Here is a 19,521-nt window from a genome sequence, read left to right on the forward strand (position 1 = left end):
GTACTGGATTCGTTCGATCGGTGCCGATAGGTTTAGGGTTAGACGGGTCTAAATTAGGATCGATGATGCTGAGCGACGTGATGGAAGACTACCTCAAGGTCATCTACCAGCTCCAGCGGGAGACCGACGGGCGGATCAAGACCTCCGAGATCGCTACGGAGCTGGACGTCACGTCGCCGACCGTCACGAGTATGATCGAGAAACTCGAGGAGCGGGACCTCGTGGACCGCGAGAAGTACCGCGGCGTCAGGCTCACCGAAGAGGGCGAGACCGTCGCGCTCGAAATCGTTCGCCACCACCGGCTGCTCGAGTCTTACCTCACCGAACACCTGGATTACGACTGGTCGGAGGTCCACGACGAGGCCGACCGACTGGAACACCACATCAGCGAGGACTTCGAAGCCCGCGTCGCGGACGTCCTCGGCGAACCGGACGTCGACCCGCACGGCTCTCCGATCCCGAGTGCCGACCTCGAGCCCCCGGAACGACCCACGGGCGAGCCAGTGACCGAGTTCGACGAGGGCGAGACCGTCGTCGTTGAAGAGGTCGCGGACCGGGACGCCGACGTCCTCTCGTACCTGGCCGACCACGGCGTCGAACCGGGTATCGAACTCGAGATCGTCGAAATCGCCCCGTTCGGCATGGTTACGGCTCGTCCAGCGGACGACGACGGGACCGTCTCGCTTCCCGAGCGCGTCGCTCACCACGTCCGCGTCTCCCGTCCGGCAGAAGTCGAACTCTAGTTCGATTCGCTACCAGTTTGTGACGTGTATCACTCGTCCGCTACCTTTAGAGAGAGTCTAATCCGTTTATCGGTAGAAAAGATATAAGTTTAGACCCATCTAATCCACACTCGATGAGAGCGACGCGCGGCCACCGCTCCGCTCGAGGTGATGACGACGGATGAGCGATCGCTCCCGCTACGACCTCCCGCGATGGATTCTGGCGATCGGTCCAGTATTCGTTTTGCTCGCCGTCTGCAGCCTGCTCTATCTCACGTCGCCGTTCGGTGATCTGTCCGGTGGAAGCGATGCGACCACGCTCGAGGTGCTCTGGATCGTGACCGTCATCGGTATTCTCGCCGGTATCGTCCCGGTTGCGATCGGGATGCTCTGGTTTCCCTTCATCCGGAACCTCGAGACGCGATACGTTCACGGGTTTATGACCCTGGCCGCCGGCGTCCTCGTGTTCATCGGGCTTGAGATCGTCAGAGACGTCGTCGAACTCACGGGAGCGGTCGGCGCGTCCGCGCTCGCAGCCGGAATCGCCGTCGGAAGTGGTGGGCTGACGTTCGGCGTGATGTACGTCGCGAGCAGGTGGCGACAGCGAACGATGGTCACAGGTGGGAAAAGCGGCGTCGAGATCGCCTATCTTGTCGCGATCGCGCTGGGTCTTCACAGCATCGGCGAAGGGCTCGGTATCGGCGTCTCCTACGTGCAGGGCGATACGGCGACGCTCACGTTGCTCGTCCTGGCGTTCGTGATGCACAACGTCATGGAGGGACCGACCGTCGTCGCCGCCGTCGCCCGCGAACGAGCCACCCCACCGCTGCGTCACTTCGCCGCGATGGGCGTGATCGCGGGCGGCCCCGTCATCCTCGGGGGCTGGATCGGAAGCTTCGCACAGTCCGACCTGCTGGCCATCCTGTGTTACGCGATCGCCGTCGGTGCGATCGTACAGGTACTGATCGAGGTCGGCCAACTCATCCGGATCGACGCCGAAGCAGTGCTCACACGAACGAACGCGGCGAGCTTCGCCGTCGGGTTCGCCCTCATGTTCCTCCTCGAGGACGTGCTCACCGAGGCCATCCTCGACGGCTGGTTGCTCACCGGTTGAGACGGCCAGCCGCCAGCACGGGCCGAGACGGCGGCCGAAACGCGAATCCGACGTGAGCCTACCGAATCCGGTTCTCGGGACGGTTTCGAACGGAAATCGTCGGAGTTGCGCGGCCTCCAACCCGTCGGGTTTAAGGAATCCAATTACGAATAATTCGCTATGTCATCCATCGAATTGACCCCGAGTCAGAAAAAGATTCTTCGCGCACTGACGAACCTACACAAAGAGTCCGAAGACGCGATCAAGGGGGAAGACATCGCCGATCAGGTCGACCGCAACCCGGGGACGATCCGCAACCAGATGCAGAGTCTGAAAGCCCTCCAGCTGGTAGAGGGCGTACCGGGACCGAAAGGCGGCTACAAACCGACCGCCGCCGCGTACGAGGCCCTCGAGATCCAGCAGATGGACGACCCGGCCACCGTCCCGATCGAACACGAGGGCGAAGCCGTCGAAGACGTCATCGTCGAGGAGATCGACCTCTCGAGCGTCCACCACCCCGAACTCTGTCGAGCCGAGATCCACCTGCAGGGGACGATCGGCGACATCGACGAGGACGACTCCGTCGTCGTCGGTCCCACGCCACTCTCGAAACTCGTCGTCGAAGGCCGCGTCGACGGCAAGGACGACACGAACAACATCCTCATTCTGCGTATCGAGGACATGACCGCGCCCGCCGAAGAACCCGAACACTAACGCTCCCACTGCTCGATCTCTTCTCTCTGCTCTGTCGGCAGCGACGGCACACAACTATCCGCGTCCCGTCTCTACTCGAGGTCGGCTCACGCGACCCGAAACCCGCGGAAGTCGGAACGAACAGTCAGGCCGACTCGTCGGCACCGTCGTCCATCGACGCTGCCGGGATCTCGTCGACGCTGGCGACCGCGTCACCCCCCTCGACGTCCATCACGATCACGCCCATCGTGTTCCGACCCACGGTCGAAATCTCGTCGACGCGGGTGCGCATGATCTGGCCGTCCTCGCTCATCACGACGAGGTGATCGTCGTCGTCGACCGCTTTGACGGCCGTGACGGGTCCGTTCCGGTCGCCCGTCTTGATGTCGATCAGCCCCTTGCCGTAACGGGACTGCGTGCGGTACTCCGAGAGCCGGGTGCGCTTCCCGTACCCGTTGCGGGTGACGGTCAGCAGCGCCTGGCCGTCCTCCTCGTCGGTCGCGACCAGGCCGGCGACGGCGTCGTCGCCCTCGAGTTTGATGCCGTTGACGCCGCGAGCGTTCCGGCCCATCGCGCGGACCTCGTCCTCGTCGAACCGGATCGTCATGCCGCCCTCGGTCGCGATGACGAGGTCCTGCGTACCGTCGGTGACCTCGACGTCGACGAGTTCGTCGCCCTCCTCGAGGTCGGCCGCGATGATGCCCGTCGAACGGATGTTGTCGAACTCGTCGCCGGCGGTGCGCTTGACGTAGCCGTTGCGCGTGACCATCGTCACGTACTCGCCGTCGCCGAAGGCGTCCGTGTCGACGATGGCGGTGATGTCCTCGCCGTCGTCCAACTCGAGGATGTTGACCGCGGACTTCCCGCGTGCAGTCCGGCCCATCTCGGGGATCTCGTAGGTCTTGAGCTGGTAGACCTTGCCCTGGTTCGTGAAACAGAGCAGGTAGTCGTGGGTGTTAGCCCGGAACACCGTCGAGACGCGATCGTCCTCCTTGACGTCCGCGCCGATGATGCCCTTGCCGCCCCGACCCTGGGGGTCGAACGCCTCGATGGGCATCCGCTTGACGTAGTCGTCCTCGGTCATCACGACGAAGACCTCCTCCTCGGGGATGAGATCCTCGTGGGTGACGGTGCCCTGGTCTTCGACGATCGAGGTTCGGCGGTCGTCGTCGTACTTCTCCTTGACCTCGCGGAGTTCCTCCTTGATGACGGAGAGCAGTTCCTGCTCGCTCTCCAAGATCTCGGTCAGGCGCTCGATCTCGGCCTGGACCTCCTCGTACTCGTCCTCGATTTCGGCGGCCTCCATCGAGGTGAGGCTGCCCAGTTGCATGCGGACGATGTGATCGGCCTGGTCCTGCGAGAAGCCGTACGCGTCCTGAAGCGCCTCTTTCGCGTCGTCTCGCGTCTCGCTGTCGCGGATCAGTTCGACCACGTCCTCGGCGTTCTCGACGGCCTTCAGCCGGCCCTCGAGGATGTGCGCACGGTCCTCGGCCTCGGCGAGGTCGTACTCGCTACGCCGGCGGACGACCTCGCGGCGGTGGGCGACGTACTCCTCCAGGGTCTCCTTCAGGGAGAGGACCTGTGGCTGACCGTCGACTAAGGCGAGGTTGATGACGCCGAAGGTCCGCTCTAAGTGGTTCTCGAGCAGTTTGTTCTTGACGACCTCGGTGTTGGCACCGCGCTTGAGTTCGACGACGATGCGGACGCCGTCGCGGTCGGACTCGTCGCGCAGGTCCGAGATACCCTCGAGTTCGCCCTCGTTGACGTCGTCGGCGATGCGTTCGACCAGTCGCGCCTTGTTGGACTGGAAGGGCAGTTCCGTGATGACGATACGCTCGCGACCCGACTTCCACTCCTCGACCTCGAACTCGGCGCGGACGCGGATGCGGCCGCGGCCGGTCTTGTAGGCCGAGTAGATGGCGTCGCGGCCGACGATGTTCGCGCCGGTGGGGAAGTCCGGCCCCTTGACGTGTTCCATCAGGTCCTCGACGGTCGCATCGGGGTTGTCGATCAGTTCGATCGTCGCGTCGATGACCTCCCCGAGGTTGTGCGGCGGGATGTTGGTGGACATCCCGACGGCGATCCCCGAGGAGCCGTTCACGAGCAGGTTCGGGAACGCCGCCGGCAGGACGTCCGGCTCTTGCAGGCGGTCGTCGTAGTTCGCCGAGAAGTCGACGGTGTCCTTGTCGATGTCCTCGAGCAGTTCCTCGGAGATGGGCGACATCCGGGCCTCCGTGTACCGCTGGGCGGCGGCCGGGTCGCCGTCCATCGAGCCGAAGTTCCCTTGGCCGTCGACCAGCGGATACCGCATCGAGAAGTCCTGGGCCATCCGGACGAGGGTGTCGTAGATCGCGCTGTCGCCGTGTGGGTGGTAGTCACCCATCGTCTCTCCGACGATCGAGGAGGACTTGCGGTGCGAGGAGCCCGAGGTGACCCCCATCTCGTGCATCGCGTACAGGATGCGTCGATGGACGGGCTTGAGGCCGTCCTCGACGCGGGGGAGCGCCCGCCCCGCGATGACGGACATCGCGTAGTCGATATACGACTGCTCCATCTCGTCCTCGATGCGGACGTTCTCTACCGCTCGCGCTTCGACGTCAGTCGGATCGGGTACGTCTGAGCTCATGTTTCATTGAGTTTTGTGGGTTCCATTGGTTCACTTGCTGGTTGAGAAGCACTGCATCCGTGATAGCGTCCGCTCTGCGGACGCTCGAGCGGGCCGACGACCGACCCGGAGAGCGCGGTGCGAAGCACCGCGGAACGGCGAACGGCCGAAGGCCGTGAGCCCGAGCGCGGCTTGCCGCGCGGAGGGGAGGGAGGAGTGCTTTTCATCGAAGCTAAGCGGGAGCGAAGCTCCCGCGAGGTCCGAGAGAGCGCGTGGCGCTCTCTCGAGATTTTACCGAGCGCGGTCGCGAAGCGACCGAACGCAGGGTGAAAGTTCGTCTCTAGATATCGATCCATTCGGCTTCGGGGGCGTTCTCCTTGATGAACTGCTTGCGCGGCTCGACGGCGTCGCCCATCAGGACGGAGAACATCTTGTCAGCCGCCGCCGCGTCCTCGATGGTGATCTGCTTGAGGATGCGGTTGTCCGGGTCCATCGTCGTGTCCCAGAGCTGTTCGGGGTTCATCTCGCCCAGCCCCTTGAACCGCTGGACCTGCGAGGGCGACCCGTTGCACTCCTCCTCGATAATTTCGTCGCGTTCCTGGTCGGTCATCGCGTCGTAGGTCTCGCCGCGGTAGCGGATCCGGTACAGCGGGGGCTGGGTCGCGTAGACGTAGCCACCCTCGAGCAGCGGCCGCATGTGCCGGTAGAAGAACGTCAACAGCAGCGTCCGGATGTGGGCACCGTCGACGTCGGCGTCCGTAGCCATGATGATCTTCTTGTAGCGGACGTCCTCGATGTCGAACTCGTCGCCGATGCCCGCACCGATCGCGGTGATCATGTTGCGGATCTCGTCGTTCTCCAGAATGCGGTCCAGACGGTGTTTCTCGACGTTCAAGATCTTCCCCTTGATGGGGAGGACCGCCTGGAACTCCGGATCGCGAGCCTGCTTCGCGCTGCCGCCCGCGGAGTCACCCTCGGCGATGAACAGTTCGGCTTCGTCGGGATCCTTGGTCTGACAGTCCGCGAGTTTGCCCGGCAGCGACGTGGAATCGAGCGCCGATTTCCGACGGGTCAGCTCCTCGGCCTTCTGGGCGGCCTTGCGGGCCTTCGCCGCCTCGACGGCCTTGGCGACGATGGCCTCGGCGGTGTCGGGGTGTTCCTCGAAGTAGGTGCCCAGCCCCTCGTGCATCGCGCTCTCGACGATGCCCCGCACTTCCGAGTTGCCGAGTTTGGTCTTCGTCTGCCCCTCGAACTGCGGATCGGGGTGTTTGACCGAGATAACCGCGGTCAGCCCCTCGCGGATGTCCTCGCCCTTGAGGTTGTCCTCGAGGTCGGAGAGCAGGTCGTTCTCGTTCGCGTAGTCGTTGACCGTCCGAGTCAGCGCCGTTTTGAAGCCGGTGAGGTGCGTGCCGCCCTCGCGGGTGTTGATGTTGTTCGCGAAGGCGTGGATCGAGCCCTGGAGTTCCTCGGTCGCCTGCATCGCGACCTCGACCTGGATGTTCTGCTCGGTGTCCTCGAAGTAGATGACGTCCTCGTGCATCGCCGAGCGCGTCTCGTTCAGGAACTCGACGAACTCACGGATGCCGCCGTCGTACTCGTAGGTCTCCTCGACCGGCGGCTCCTCCTCGTGGGCTGCCGGACGCTCGTCGCGGAGCGTGATGCGAACGCCGGAGTTGAGGAAGGCCAGCTCCCGCAGCCGGTTCGCGAGCGTCGAGAACGAGAACTCGTCGTTCTCGAAGATGCCCGTATCGGGCCAGAACCGGATCGTCGTCCCGGTCTCCTCGTCCGGCTCCATATCGCGAACCCGTTCCATGTCGCCGACGGGTTCGCCCGCCTCGAACGCGTGGCGGAAGACGCCGCCGTCGCGTTTCACTTCGGCCTCGAGCCGTTCCGAGAGGGCGTTCACAACGGAGACGCCGACGCCGTGAAGTCCGCCGGAGACCTGGTAGGACTTGTTGTCGAACTTGCCCCCGGCGTGGAGGACGGTGAGGATCACCTCGAGGGCCGGCCGGTCGTACTCGTCGTGCGTGTCGACGGGGATGCCACGACCGTCGTCCGAGACACTGACCGACTCGTCGTCGTGGATCGTGACGGTGATGTCGTCACAGTGGCCGGCCAGGGCCTCGTCGATCGAGTTGTCCACCACCTCGTAGACCAGGTGGTGGAGGCCTCGAGAATCCGTAGAGCCGATGTACATCGCGGGCCGTTTCCGTACGGCCTCCAGGCCCTCGAGGACCTGGATTTGTCCTGCGCCGTACTCGCTTTCCTGGGACATGTAAAACCTGCTTTCGGATAGTGGTTGGCCACTAATAAAGCTTCACGTACGCGCGCGAGCGCGAGACGCCACGGTCGGCTTTGGGGCAGCGATTAGAGGGGGTTCGAACGCCGCTCGCCGGCCCCACGCGTCGGTTGGTCACGTCGGACTACGCACGAGGGCCGGTATCGTGTGTCCGCGCGGGCTGGACGGTGCCAGCTTCCGACCCGTGGGGGGAACGGATCGGCCGACATCGCGGCGACGACCGCCGACGAGCCGCGCGACGGTGTCTCGATCCCTCACCGGTTTCGGTTCGCTCACTTCGAGCGACGAATCCGTCGGCGACAGGCCGACTGTCCGGTACCGGTTCCTCAGCAGATCCGACATACGACATTTCAAGCTCCGACCTCTTGCGAGTCCTCGCCGTTACCGTTGTTACGCAACACGGTACACCCGTCCGGTCCCCCGGGGTCGTCCTCGACTACCGACGCCGCCATCTCGAGAGCGACGCGACCCTCGGCTGCTCGCGGGGCGACCGCGTTCCGGGTGAGTCCATACACATGTCTACCGATACCAGTACGGCGGTCGACGTTCCGGTCAGTATCGCAAAAGAAACCATTCACCAATACGGGCTCGGTCTCCTGTTCGCGGCCAACATCTTCGGAGCCGGGTCCGTCTACATTCTGACGGAAGCCGGCATGGTCTTTGGCTTCGCGCTGTTGTGGGTGTTGCCGCTCACGCTCGGGGTCGGCCTCGTGATGCACGAGATGTCGGCCAGGCTGGCGGCCGAGAACAGACCGCTGATGGAGTACATCGCGGACGTCATCGGCGAACGAGCGGCGAAATCGTTCGCCGTAGGAATTTCGTTCATCATGCAGTTCTGGAGCGTCGCTAACTACGCGCTCGCGGGTGCCGCGCTCGTGTACCTCACCCCGCTATCGAACCTGTACCTGGGGATCATCGTCGCCGCAGCGCTCGGTATCTCGCTCGTGGAACTGCGCGTCTACAGTCGGGTCGAGGGCGTCATCGCCGTGCTCGTACTCGCGATCTTCGCGTCGTACGCCGTCATCGTCGCGAACCTACAGCCGCCGGTCAGCGCCGTCGCGAGCGGGTTCGTTCCCGGCATCGTCGACGACTTCGAGTACACGACGATGATCATCGCCCTGCTCGGGACGACCGTCTACTACCCGAACTTCTTCATTCAGACGAGCATGCAACACGAGAAAAACTGGGAGCTCGTCTCGCGATACCGGCGGGACCACACCGTCGGCCTGGCCGCGGTCGTGTTCCTCTCCGCGACGGTGATCGTCGCGGCCGCGATGGCCGTTCCCGACGGCGATCTGACGCTGACGGCACCCGCCGAGCCGTTGATCGACCTGATCGGGCCGTGGGTGCTTGGCGTGTTCATGCTCGCCGTCGGCGCGGCCTCGTTCAGCAGCGCGACCGGCACGCTGTTTGCGGCCGGGTTCATGGTGCCCCAGTCCTACGGACTCACGACTCGGTTCGGAGACGTCCACTTCCGCCGGACGGTCCACCTCCTGATCGCCCTCTCGGTCGCGCTGGCGATCCCGATCCTCGCGCTGACCGATTTCACGCCGGTGAGCCTCGCCCTCCTGATGCCCGCCGTCAACGGGGTCGTCGGATTGCCGATCACTGCGCTGGCGCTGTACGCGGCGATCGAACGGTACTACGAGCCGTCCCGACTCGAGCGGGCAGTCTTCCTCGCGGCGGTCGTGCTCATGTTCGTCACGTCGCTCGTGACCGCCGAATCGCTCGCCCGCTCGATCGCGCAACTCATCTGATCGGCGACGCTTCCGAATTCGCAATCGGAAGAGTCACGAGGCCTGGTCAAATGGCGACGATAACGACGCCCCATGCTCGGCTTCCCGTTCGACCTCTCGCTCGTGCTGTTGCTCGTCGCCATCGCCTTCTTCTCCGGGATCGGCATCACCACCATCGGCCCCGGTGGGATCTTCGTGACCATCGCGCTGTACTCGCTGACCCCGCTGGCCTCGAGCGAGGTCGCCGGCACCGCACACGCGACGTTCGTGGTCACCGGCCTCGTGGGCAGCGCGGCCTACCTCCACTCGGGCGAGATGCGTACGGGCGAAGGCCGCGCACTCGCCATCGTGTTGAGTACCTCGAGCGTCCTCGGGGCGCTTGCTGGCGCAGCGATCAACGCCGTCGTCCCGCGGGCCGTGTTCGGGCTCTTGCTCGGTGGCGTCGCGATAGCCGTCGGCGGGATCATCCTCTATCGCGAACGGCGAGGTTTCAATCCGATCTACGAACTCCGTGCCGAGGAGCCGTCGGGGCGAGTGGCCCTCGCCGGTCTCGGGTTCGGGCTGGGCGTCTGCAGCGGCCTGCTGGGGATTGGCGGCCCGGTACTCGCCGTGCCGGCGTTGGTACTGGTCGGGATACCCATGCTGCTCGCGGTCGCCGTCGCGCAGGTCCAGTCGATCTTCATCGCGGCGTTCGCGACGGCGGGCTACGCGTTCCAGGGCACCGTGATCCTCCCGATCGCCGTCGTCGTCGGGACGCCGCTGTTGCTGGGCGTGATCGTCGGCTGGAAGGTCGCTCACGCCGTCGATCCAGAACGGCTGAAGGTCGCACTCGGCGTCGTCCTGCTCGGCGTCGGCCCGTATCTGGCGCTCTAACGAGTGCCATCGCACTCCACACTCGAGAAACGCGTCGATCGCTCCGGCGTTCGAGAGTCGAGCCAGAACGCCGTTTGCCGTCGGCTTCCACAGCACTCCCATGGCGGACGAAGCGGACTGGGAACCGCGAGTACCGACGGCCGAACCCGACGTAGTGACGACAGCGTACGTCGAGAACGATCGTGCACCGGACGAACTCGCGGTGTTCAGCCGCGGCGAACGGATGGCAAGCGAGTGGCTCGTCGCGACCGGCGAGGCGTCGTTCGTCCACCTCGAGTCGGTTCGCTGACGGTCGCCGACCGGCTCCCGGGACGCCTGCGACGCGGACCCGGGTCGCGTAAGTAGCAGACTCAAGGGGATCGCCCGTCCCTAGTGACGACATGGCACGGGTTCTCGTCCCGTTCGACGACTCCGACCCCGCCCGCTCGGCCCTCGAGTACGCGTTCGACCTCTTTCCGAACGGCGAGTTCGTCGCGCTCACCGTCGCCGACACGGCCGCGGTACCGTTCATCCCGAACAGCGCCGACGACGAGACCGACGAGCAGATCGAAACACTCCTCGGCGAGGCGGCCGAGCAGATCCGCGTCGCCGAAGCGATCGCGAGCGACCACGGCGAGGACCTCGAGACCTACACCCGGGTCGGCTCGCCCGCCCAGGAAATCGTCGATTTCGCGGCGGCCGACGACGTCGATCACGTCGTGATCGGTAGTCGCGGCCGATCGGGGTTCAAGCGGCTCTTGCTGGGTAGCGTCGCCGAAGTCGTCGTCCGTCACTCCCCCGTGCCGGTCACCGTGGTTCGCTGACGAGCCTCGACGACGGCGGCGGCCTGCAACCTCGGGCAGCAGACTCACCGCCTCGAGACCCCGAGGATCGGCGAGAGACCAATGACCCGACCGACCTGGGACGCCGACGAACACGCACCCGATCGCAAACACGACGAACGTGGCCACGACGAGGGGGAGCCGACCGACCGCGATACGATCGAACACGAGCCGAATCCGGGGCGTCGCGGCAGGTGGCTCGCCGCCCTCGTCGCCGTCCTCGGTGCCGCCCTGATCGGACAGGCGATCGTACTCGAGACTCCTGCGAGCGCGTTCTGGAACGAGGTTTTGGTCGGCGCGACGCTCGTCGCCCTCGGGGCCTACAACTACTATCGTCGGTCCAAACGGGAACTCGGGAGCGCGAGCGTGGCGATGCTGGCGGCGGTCCTCGGAGCGTGGCTCGTCGCTTCGCCGTTCGCGATCGGCGACGGCGGGACGCTCGAGGCGAGCGCCTGGCCACCGATCGTGATCGGCCTCCTGGCGATCGTCCTCGGTTCGTACAGCGCCGTCGCCACACGGAGGCGACGCCGGAACGCCGACGCCCGCCCGACGGCCGTCTACGATCGGCGCGGGCAGTGATCGGCGGCAGGGAACGGGCCGCCGCTCGCGGCTCCGTTGGCGCATCGCAGACGGATCGGAACGCGAGCACGTCGGGTTCGAGCTTCGTCCGAGAACTGTCACGGAAACCGAACATACAACCGGTAGTGACCGTCTCTCGTTCGTCGAATGGAGTTATCCGTTCGGACGGAATCGGTTTACGTGCAGGCCTTCGTCGGGGCTTGCGTGCACTGTGAACGTTTCGTCGCGGCCGGTCCGATTCACCGGCCGCTTTTCGTACCGGAGACGGCAGTGACCGGTACGTACCGGGGACGACGATCGACGCGACCGGTGGCCGCAAATGCCGGGGCAATTCCCTTCCCTCGAGTCCGCATAGTCCGGATTCCGATGCTTCCGTACGTCGCGCTCGCGATCGTCCTCGTCCTCGCCGCCGTCGCGCTCGAGCGAGTGTCGTACGTCGCGCTCGAGCGGCTTCCGTCGGTCGCGACCGAGGAGTTCCCCGAGATCGATCGGACGTTGCTCGAGAAGTTCAGTAGTTTCGACCCGGAACTCGGCTGGGTTCCCCAGCCGAACCGCGAGAAACAGAAGGATACGGGCGACCACCTGCCGGGCGAGGAGGTCCGGACGACGGTCACCTACTCGACCGACGCCTACGGGAGTCGGATCTGTCCCGCGAGGGACCGGGACGAAGACGCCAACCTGACGGTCTCGACCTACGGCGACTCCTACTGTTTCTGCCGCGAGGTCGACAACGACGAGACCTTCCAGCACTACCTCGCGCAGGAACTCGACACGCACGTCGGCAACTACGGCGGTGGCAACTACGGCCTCGATCAAGCACTCATGCGTCTCGAGCGCAACTACCCCGAGGACCCGACCGACTACGTGTTCGTGGTCGTCACGGCCTCCTCGATCGCCCGGATCCTCTCGGTGTGGAAACACTACCAGGAGTTCGGCAACGTGCTCGCGGTCAAGCCGCGATTCGTCCTCGAGAACGGCGACCTCGAGCGGATCGACAGTCCCATCGACGAGAAGGAGGACCTGCTCGACCTCGAGTCGAAGGCTGACTTCCTTCGGGAGTACGACTTCCACTACGAACACTGGTTCCGCCCTCACTACGCGACGCGGCCGTACGTGACGGACTTCCTCGACGACCCGGAGAAACTTCGGTACGCGGCGCTCGAGGCGGGGATCGAGTTCGAGAAGCGAACGGGGCGGCCGATCCCCGGCATCGACCTCGACCAGGCCCAGACCCAGTCGTCCCTCCGGCTGGAACGGCCCCGCGTCCGGTACCACGAGCGACTGTTCGATACCCACGAGGGGCTGTTCGACGCCCTCGTCGGGCGGTTCGTCGAGTACGCCGACGAACAGGAGTTCACGCCGGTGTTCGTGATGGTCCAACAGCTTCGCTACGCGGCGTACGAAGCCGACCACGGCCCCATCTACGGCGACCTGCTTGACCGACTCGACGAGCGGTACGAGTCCCTCGAGACGATCGACATGGCCCGCCACCTCTCCTCCGACGACGGCGACGTCGAGTCGCTGTACGTCGAACGGGGCGAAGGCGGCCACTACAGCCCCGAAACAAACCGTGAAATCGCGTCGGTACTCGCCGACGTCGTCGAACGCGCGGAAGCACCCGAATCGGCGCGGGGCCACGCGACGGACCGGTCCGTGTGACGGACGCCGGGTCACTGCCAACGCCAACGTGACCAAACTTGTTTGGCACCACTCGTATGTCGGTTCCCCACGACGATTCGTGTACGGCAGGGCGTTGCTCCACGTTCTGCGCCATACACGCACTGGGACGGAACCCTGTTCGGTCTTCGGCGTAACCCCAGCCCGGATCGCGGGTACGACGAAACCGACGTACGGGAGCCCGTGCAACGCCCCTGCCGGGTCCCCTTTCCGTTCGAAACCGTGTCAGAGGGACGGCCCCGTTAGCGGGCCTCGAACCGAGCGCTCGAGCGACGTCTCTACTCCCGAATTGGTGTCTCGAGTGCCAGAAATCCCCGGGTAGTTCGGACCTCGAGGGCGACGAACGCTCACTCCGTCTGCAGGAGCAACGACGCACAGAGCGCGTCGGGGCCGTCCTCCTCGAGCACCCGCCGCTGCCGTTCGGCCCCGCTCTCGCGCTCGTAGACGGTTTTGATGCCGTCGATCCCGAGCCGTTCGCACTCGCGGTCGACGAGTTCGCCCAGATCGACCGTCTCCTCGAGCGTGCGGTCCAGCAGTTGCGCGTCGTGTCCGTAACGCATGGCGCGCCACTTGTGCTCGTCGAGCAACTCCCGGCGGTGGTCACGGGCGTACCCGGAGGCACCGTCCTCGTACTCCTCGGCCAGCGCGCAGACGAGCGCGTGCGCGTACTCGACGAACGCCATCACCACGTCGGGGTCGGCCTGGCCGTCGGGCGTGCGCAACTCGACCGTCCCGTGGGCGGTGTGTGGGCGGACGTCGTACCAGAGTTCGCCCCGATCGTTGATCGACTCGGTCTCGAGCATCCGTCGCTCGAACCGGTCGAAGTCCGCGAAGTCCTCGAAGTAGGTCGGCATGCCCGTGTTCGGCAGTCCCTCGAAGATCTTCGCGCGGGCGGACTGGAGGCCGGTGTCGAACCCGTTCCAGAACGGCGAGTTGGCCGACAGCGCGAGCATGATCGGCACGTGCCACCGTAGTTCGTTGGCGATCCAGACCGCCTTGTCGGCGTCGTCGACCCCCACGTGGACGTGGACGCCCGCGGTCGTGTTGCGGTGTTGGGGATACTGGATGCGGTCCAACTGCGAGCGGTAGCGGGGTTTCTCGGCGTGTTCCAGATCGCGCCACTTCGCCAGGGGATGCAGTCCCGCCGCCGCGACGTCGAAGCCGTGGCCGCGGGCGTACTCGAGCAACGCCTGGCGCATCTCGAGCAACGACGACCGGGCATCGCCGAGATCTTCGATCAGCGGCGTCTGGCTCTCGATCACGAACTTGAACAGTTCGTGGTCGATGCGGTTCTCCAGGATCGCGGGGGGATCGTTCTCGTAGACGAGTTCGTCGGAGCCGCTCGTCGGTCGACCGGCCTCGTCGACGACGAAGTACTCCTCCTCGATCCCCAGCGTGCCCATGCGCTCGAACGATTCCCGCGACCCGCGTTCCATCGTGGAAGCCTTGCGTCGCCGGTATTAAATAGCGTTTGGAGTCGGCGCGTTCGACCGGCTCGTCCCGGCCCCTTCGCGCGAACTGCCGTCGCTCCGCCAGTAGCACTCCGTCGGTGTCGACGCCGATAGCCCGTCGTTACGCCGGTGTACGAAACGGGTACTTCGGACGACTCGAGCGTCCATCCGGACCGCTCGCGTGCTGCTCGAGCCAACCGTGTCGCCCAGGGAGCGTTCCGGGTACTCACTCGAGGATTCGAATTCCGAGAACGCCTCCGTACTCCCGTCCGGGGTCGGTAGCCTGGACCGACGAAGCCCGGGTGATCGGTCGGTGACAGCAAGCGTCCGCATAACAAGGAGGTCCGAGGGCGTCCCTCCGACTGGCACTTTCCATGAAACGACGGTCCTATCTCGCGACGGCCATCGCCGGGACCGCGCTCGCCGGCTGTATGGGCATGATTCCCGACGAGTCGTCCGACGGCTCGGACGGCAACGCCGACGGCGGCGAGGGACAGGCCGACGACTCGGCCGAGGACGTCCCCGACGGCGACCCGGTCTCGACGGGGACCTTCGACGACTTCGAGGACCTCGAGCCGTGGGAGACGATCGTCGGCTCGCTCGAGGCCGATACGGACCACGCCTACGCGGGGTCCCAGTCGGCGCTGATCGGAACGACCGAGGACGAGGAACAGGTCCGGATCAGGCGGCAACTCTCCGAGCCGATCGACGTTCGGGACGTCGTTCCCGCGCTCGCGCTCGACACCGACAGCGTCGGGAACCCGATCATCCAGCTCCAGGACGAACGCGGCGACTACCTCCAATTCAAACAGCACGTCCGAGAGGGACACCCGTTCGTCCGCCGGAACTTCGGTCACACGGCGGTCAGCGGCGATCCCGACCTGCAATCGATCACCGAAATCCACGTCGGCCTCTGGACCGGCGACGCGGAGCGATCGGTTCGGGTCGACGACTTCCACTTCGTTCCGCGAGTCGATCAGGGTCGGGTGTTGATCCAGTTCCAGGGCGGCTTCGAGTCGGATTACACGCTCGGCTACCCGGTCCTCTCCGAGTACGACATCCCCGCGTCGACGTTTATCGCCACGGATCGGATCCGCCCGCACGCGGACGCGACGGGTGACCGGTTGACCGAGGACCAGGTCGCCGAACTCGCAGACGCTGGCTGGACCCTCGGCACCGTCGGCGCGCGACACCGCCACCTCCACGAGGTCGACCCCGACCGCCTCGAGTCGGACCTCCTCTCCCCGCTCGAGTGGTTCGCGGAACGCGGCTACGACGACGCGCGGTACTTCGGCTTCCCCGGCGGGCGGTTCGACGGCGAGATGCTCGAGATCGTCGGCGAACACTACGACCTCGGGTTCGCGGACCGCCACCGCGCCCACGGCTACGCGACCAATCACCTCACCCTGCCGCGCATCTCGGGCGACGTCGAGCGACGCAACCTCTCCGCCGAGCAGATGATCGACGCGCTCGACTGGACGGCCGAATACGGCGGCATCACGACCATCGTCTTCTACGAGATGGACGAGGACGACGCCGAGAACCTCGAGGAGACGGCCGCCCACCTGGCCGACCTGCGCGAGTCGGGCGACCTGGAACTGGTCTCGCCGCGGGAACTCGCCGACGAGTTCGTCTACGAGGGCGATTGAGAATCCGTCGGGTCGCCGCCCCCATCGCCCTACTTCGGGCGAGCGACGATCCCGAGGTGATCGTCGTGGTACGAATCGAGTCGCCGACGCTCGAGCACTTCGTATTCCTCCTCGAGTTCTTCCCGGACGTCCGCGAACACCGTCCCTGGATCCTGAGTGACGTCCTCGCTGCGTGCCTTCACGGCGAGCAGCAGGCGGCCGTCGTCGGCGAGGAACCGCCGGTTCTCGAGCGCGACGCGGGCCTGGCCGCGCGTGGCGACGTCCTGGACGATCGCGTCGAGGTCGGCTTCGACGACGTGCGCGTAGGTTTCGGGCTTGCGGGCGTCGGCGAGCAGGGGGAACAGCCGCGGCCGCGACGCGGCGACCTCGAGCAGGTCTCGCGCGGGCCGGGGGGCGAACTCGACCGCGTAGGTCGGGCCAGCGAAGTCCGCGACGTGGCTGACGGTCGTCCCGCTCGCCGCGCCCAGATAGAGGACCGTCTCGCCGCCCGCAAGTCCGGTGTCCATCCCCAACTCGAGCATCGCGCCGAGTTTCGACCGGTCGGGATTCCAGGCGCGCCACTCGCCGTCCGTCGGCTCGCCGTAGACGGGTTCGCCGCGGGTGGCGAGGCGGTCGGTGCCGTCGAACCCTCGGCGCTCGACGCCAGACGGCAGGTCGTCACTCATCGGCGGCACCTCCGTCCCCGTCGCCGCCCTCGCTCCCGTCGGTCGTCCGGGCCTGGATCGTCTCGATGCGCTCCGCGAGTTCGGCCTCGAGTTCGGGTTTCAGTTCGCCGGAGTAGTGGTCCACGCGGGCGGCGATGGCGAGTTTACCCGCCAGCGCGCGGGCTGCGGAGCCGCGGTTGTCGGGGTGGGTCCCCCGGACCGCCTCGTGGACGTAGATGATCCCGTGTTTCGGCGAGGGGGCGTGACCCCGGAGGTGGGCGAACAGGGCGTCCTCCGCCCCCAGCACCTGGATCGTCCCGCTGGGTTTCTTCGCCAGCGACTCGAGGCCGCCGGCCAGCGAGATCAGCCGGGCGGCGAGGATCGGCCCGGCGAGCGCACTCAGGTTGGGCGCGACCGTCGGCGTGCGCTCCTCGAGGGAGGCACGGAGCGCGTCGGCCTCGTCGTCGAGCGCGACGACCCGTTCGGCCAGCGATCGGAGCCGGTCGTTCGACACGTCGTCTCGAGCCGCGAGGTCGCGGGCGTACTCGATACCCGTCCCCGCGTCGGGGTCGACGGTGCCGGCCCACTCGGCGAGCCGTTCGGCGAGTTCGTTTGCCGTGCGCTCGCAGTCGTCCATCGCACGGACGACGTGGACCACCTGGCGGTCGTCGGCGGCCTCGCGCTCGCGGACGGCCGCGCGGGTCGCTTCGACCGTGGCCTCGTGCAATCGGTCGTAGTAGTCGTCGGCGGAGTCGGCGAAGCCGCGCTCGACGGCGAGTCCGGGCCAGTCGTCCGGTTCGGCGGTTTCGCCCTCCGTGATCGCCGCGGCGGCCCCGTCGGTATCGCCCGGTTCGACGTCTGCGAACCAGCCCGATTCCGCGGGATCGGTCCCGTCGCTCATTACGCCGACCTTGGAGGCGTGTTCGTATATGCGTCCCGAAACGCGCTCCGGAACGGCAATCCGTCCACGGACTGCAGTCGGGTTCGTCCGGGATCGACTGGGTCCTCGAACCGGAACCCTAGCTGCGCGACGGTGCGGGTCGGGTCCGGGTTCGGCCGTCGGTGACGGCTCACGGACCGTCGGCGCGACGCGTCCGGACTACTCGATCTGACGGTCGTCGGTCAGCAACGTCTCTTCGACGAGCGATCCCGTAGCTCGCCGAATGCGCTGTGACAGTGCGCTGTCGCTGATCTCGACGGCGTCGGCGAGTTCGGTGAGCGTCGTGCGCCGCGGTACCTCGAAGTACCCCTGCCGGTACGCCGTCAGCAACGCGTCGCGCTGTTCGGCCGACAGCTCCGACTCCTCGTCCGGGAGCGTGGGGTTGTAGATGTGCCGCAGCGTGACGGGAATGTCGTTCTCGGTGAGCGCCACGTTAAAGGACGACAGGTCCTCGTGGGACGAGAACCGCAGACGGAAGTCCCAGGTGTCGGCGGTTCCGGTGGCCTCGAGGACCTTCGCACGCGTGTCGATCAGCGCCTGAATGAGACCGTTGATCTCGGTGCTCCAATGGACCTCGAACAGCGTCCTTTCCTCGGCCGACGTGAGCGGCTCGACCGATTCGGTTTCGGGATGATCGGCTAACGTCGTCTCGATCGTCGCCGGATCGTCGCCGGAGATCCAGAACAGCGGAATGATCGCCTCCTGGAGCGGAACGATGCGCTCGAGTTCGATCTCGACCTCGGGAACGTCGTCCAGCACGCGGCCGAGCGGAAACGCGCCGGCGGGAACGGTGATGTCGGCGATGACAGTCATTGGTTTCGACGAACGTCTGGCGGGTACGCGACGGCGGTACGGGCGAACACGGGTCCGGACTTCGAGGTCGAACACCAAAACGCTCCGGGGCCGATCGTCGCGGTTCGACCTCGAACGAGACGCCGATCTCGCGTGGCTCCTCGAGGTTCGGAAACACAGCGGTCGGCCGCCGGAATCGGAATCGACAGTGAAGGCAACGCTTGTCGTCGCGTCGGCCGGACGGACGGTAGAGGGAACCCATGACGACACCACACGACTCCGCGGTCGCGGACGGTGCCGACGGTACCGTTCCGCGAGAGCGGCTGTGGGAACGGATCCGAAACGTCGACCGGAACTGGGACGCAGGGCGAGAACGCGACCAGGCGGCGACCGGACCGTCGCGAGTGCTGGTGCCGTTCGACGACTCGCCGCCCGCCCGGAGTGCGCTCGAGTACGCCTTCGAACTGTTTCCGGACGCGGATGTAACCGCGTTAGCGATCGTCGAAGAGTCGACGATCGACTACGCTCCGGCTCCGCCAACCGAGCGGGGCGGGGACGGTGCGAGCGAACTCCTCGAGGCCCGCCCGCGGGAACTCGCGAGCGCGATCGAACTCGCGGAGCGCGTCGACGGCGAACTCCGAACGGCTGGACGGGTCGGAACGCCGACCCGGGGAATTCTCGAGTACCTCGAGAGCGGGTCGGTCGATCACGTCGTCATCGGTAGCCACTGTCGATCCGGCCTCGATCGCGTCCTCCGGGGCAGCGTCGCCGAGGTCGTCGTCCGCCACTCGCCGGTGCCGGTCACCGTGGTTCGCGCCGGACCGGATCGGGGTGACTGACCGTGTCCCCAGCGAGAGACCAGCGTGAGAAGGGCGTCGCGATCTGCGAGCAGTGCCGAGAGGTGTACTCGGTCTGGATCCGTCCGGACGGAACGGTTTACGCGATCA

17 protein-coding genes are annotated in these 19,521 nt (G+C 66.1%); 11 read left to right on the top strand and 6 right to left on the bottom strand.

Annotation, left to right across the window (positions count from 1 at the left end; translation table 11 throughout):
• The first annotated feature begins 62 nt into the window (after positions 1 to 62).
• The 3 genes from TX79_RS10160 (at position 63) to TX79_RS10170 (ending at position 2,529) form a co-directional block, all read left to right on the top strand.
• Positions 63 to 743 (top strand): metal-dependent transcriptional regulator, encoded by a 681-nt coding sequence (locus TX79_RS10160; protein ID WP_049927334.1) that lies wholly within the window; start codon positions 63 to 65, stop codon positions 741 to 743.
• A gap of 160 nt (positions 744 to 903) precedes the next feature.
• Positions 904 to 1,836 (top strand): ZIP family metal transporter, encoded by a 933-nt coding sequence (locus TX79_RS10165; RefSeq protein ID WP_049927335.1) that lies wholly within the window; start codon positions 904 to 906, stop codon positions 1,834 to 1,836.
• Positions 1,837 to 1,995: 159 nt separating this feature from the next.
• Entirely contained in the window at positions 1,996 to 2,529 is a 534-nt protein-coding gene (locus tag TX79_RS10170; protein ID WP_049927336.1) for an Rrf2 family transcriptional regulator, read from the top strand.
• A 124-nt stretch (positions 2,530 to 2,653) separates the two neighbouring features.
• Here TX79_RS10170 and gyrA read toward each other — a convergent pair whose 3' ends face one another.
• Both gyrA and gyrB read right to left on the bottom strand, forming a co-directional pair.
• Positions 2,654 to 5,134 carry a DNA gyrase subunit A gene (gyrA, locus tag TX79_RS10175; protein ID WP_049927337.1) on the bottom strand — a complete coding sequence of 827 codons (2,481 nt, stop codon included), beginning with the start codon at positions 5,132 to 5,134 and terminating at the stop codon, positions 2,654 to 2,656.
• A gap of 319 nt (positions 5,135 to 5,453) precedes the next feature.
• Positions 5,454 to 7,388 carry a DNA topoisomerase (ATP-hydrolyzing) subunit B gene (gyrB, locus tag TX79_RS10180; protein ID WP_049927338.1) on the bottom strand — a complete coding sequence of 645 codons (1,935 nt, stop codon included), beginning with the start codon at positions 7,386 to 7,388 and terminating at the stop codon, positions 5,454 to 5,456.
• A gap of 539 nt (positions 7,389 to 7,927) precedes the next feature.
• On the opposite strand from gyrB, the gene TX79_RS10185 reads away from it, so the two are divergent.
• The 6 genes from TX79_RS10185 to TX79_RS10210 all read left to right on the top strand — a co-directional run bounded on the left by TX79_RS10185 (position 7,928) and on the right by TX79_RS10210 (position 13,080).
• Positions 7,928 to 9,169 carry an NRAMP family divalent metal transporter gene (locus TX79_RS10185; protein WP_049927339.1) on the top strand — a complete coding sequence of 414 codons (1,242 nt, stop codon included), beginning with the start codon at positions 7,928 to 7,930 and terminating at the stop codon, positions 9,167 to 9,169.
• Between the two features lie 72 nt (positions 9,170 to 9,241).
• Entirely contained in the window at positions 9,242 to 10,021 is a 780-nt protein-coding gene (locus tag TX79_RS10190; protein WP_049927340.1) for a sulfite exporter TauE/SafE family protein, read from the top strand.
• 100 nt (positions 10,022 to 10,121) lie between these two features.
• Positions 10,122 to 10,310: a hypothetical protein gene (locus TX79_RS10195; protein ID WP_049927341.1), complete on the top strand. Its 189-nt coding sequence runs from the start codon at positions 10,122 to 10,124 to the stop codon at positions 10,308 to 10,310.
• A gap of 91 nt (positions 10,311 to 10,401) precedes the next feature.
• Positions 10,402 to 10,824, top strand: coding sequence for a universal stress protein (locus TX79_RS10200; protein WP_049927342.1), 423 nt, complete (start codon positions 10,402 to 10,404; stop codon positions 10,822 to 10,824).
• Between the two features lie 81 nt (positions 10,825 to 10,905).
• On the top strand, positions 10,906 to 11,421 hold the full coding sequence (locus TX79_RS10205) for an SPW repeat protein (protein ID WP_049927343.1): 516 nt from the start codon (positions 10,906 to 10,908) through the stop codon (positions 11,419 to 11,421).
• A 366-nt stretch (positions 11,422 to 11,787) separates the two neighbouring features.
• On the top strand, positions 11,788 to 13,080 hold the full coding sequence (locus TX79_RS10210; RefSeq protein WP_049927344.1) for a hypothetical protein: 1,293 nt from the start codon (positions 11,788 to 11,790) through the stop codon (positions 13,078 to 13,080).
• 365 nt (positions 13,081 to 13,445) lie between these two features.
• Here TX79_RS10210 and TX79_RS10215 read toward each other — a convergent pair whose 3' ends face one another.
• Positions 13,446 to 14,534 (bottom strand): glutamate--cysteine ligase, encoded by a 1,089-nt coding sequence (locus TX79_RS10215; protein WP_049927345.1) that lies wholly within the window; start codon positions 14,532 to 14,534, stop codon positions 13,446 to 13,448.
• A 389-nt stretch (positions 14,535 to 14,923) separates the two neighbouring features.
• Here TX79_RS10215 and TX79_RS10220 point away from each other — a divergent pair, with 389 nt between their 5' ends.
• A complete protein-coding gene (locus TX79_RS10220) occupies positions 14,924 to 16,198 on the top strand; it encodes a polysaccharide deacetylase family protein (RefSeq protein ID WP_049927346.1) in 1,275 nt (424 codons plus the stop codon).
• A gap of 29 nt (positions 16,199 to 16,227) precedes the next feature.
• Here the strand turns inward: TX79_RS10220 and TX79_RS10225 are convergent, their stop codons facing one another.
• The 3 genes from TX79_RS10225 to TX79_RS10235 all read right to left on the bottom strand — a co-directional run bounded on the left by TX79_RS10225 (position 16,228) and on the right by TX79_RS10235 (position 18,595).
• Entirely contained in the window at positions 16,228 to 16,863 is a 636-nt protein-coding gene (locus TX79_RS10225) for a fibrillarin-like rRNA/tRNA 2'-O-methyltransferase (protein ID WP_049928350.1), read from the bottom strand.
• Positions 16,856 to 17,743 (bottom strand): NOP5/NOP56 family protein, encoded by an 888-nt coding sequence (locus TX79_RS10230; protein ID WP_049927347.1) that lies wholly within the window; start codon positions 17,741 to 17,743, stop codon positions 16,856 to 16,858. Before TX79_RS10230 ends, TX79_RS10225 begins: the two co-directional genes overlap by 8 nt.
• A gap of 198 nt (positions 17,744 to 17,941) precedes the next feature.
• Positions 17,942 to 18,595, bottom strand: a complete 654-nt coding sequence (locus TX79_RS10235) for a helix-turn-helix domain-containing protein (RefSeq protein ID WP_049927348.1) — start codon at positions 18,593 to 18,595, stop codon at positions 17,942 to 17,944.
• A 383-nt stretch (positions 18,596 to 18,978) separates the two neighbouring features.
• Here TX79_RS10235 and TX79_RS10240 point away from each other — a divergent pair, with 383 nt between their 5' ends.
• Entirely contained in the window at positions 18,979 to 19,413 is a 435-nt protein-coding gene (locus TX79_RS10240; protein ID WP_049928351.1) for a universal stress protein, read from the top strand.
• Positions 19,414 to 19,521: the final 108 nt, after the last annotated feature.

The sequence above is a fragment of the Halopiger goleimassiliensis genome (assembly GCF_000455345.1).
GTDB lineage: Archaea > Halobacteriota > Halobacteria > Halobacteriales > Natrialbaceae > Halopiger_A > Halopiger_A goleimassiliensis.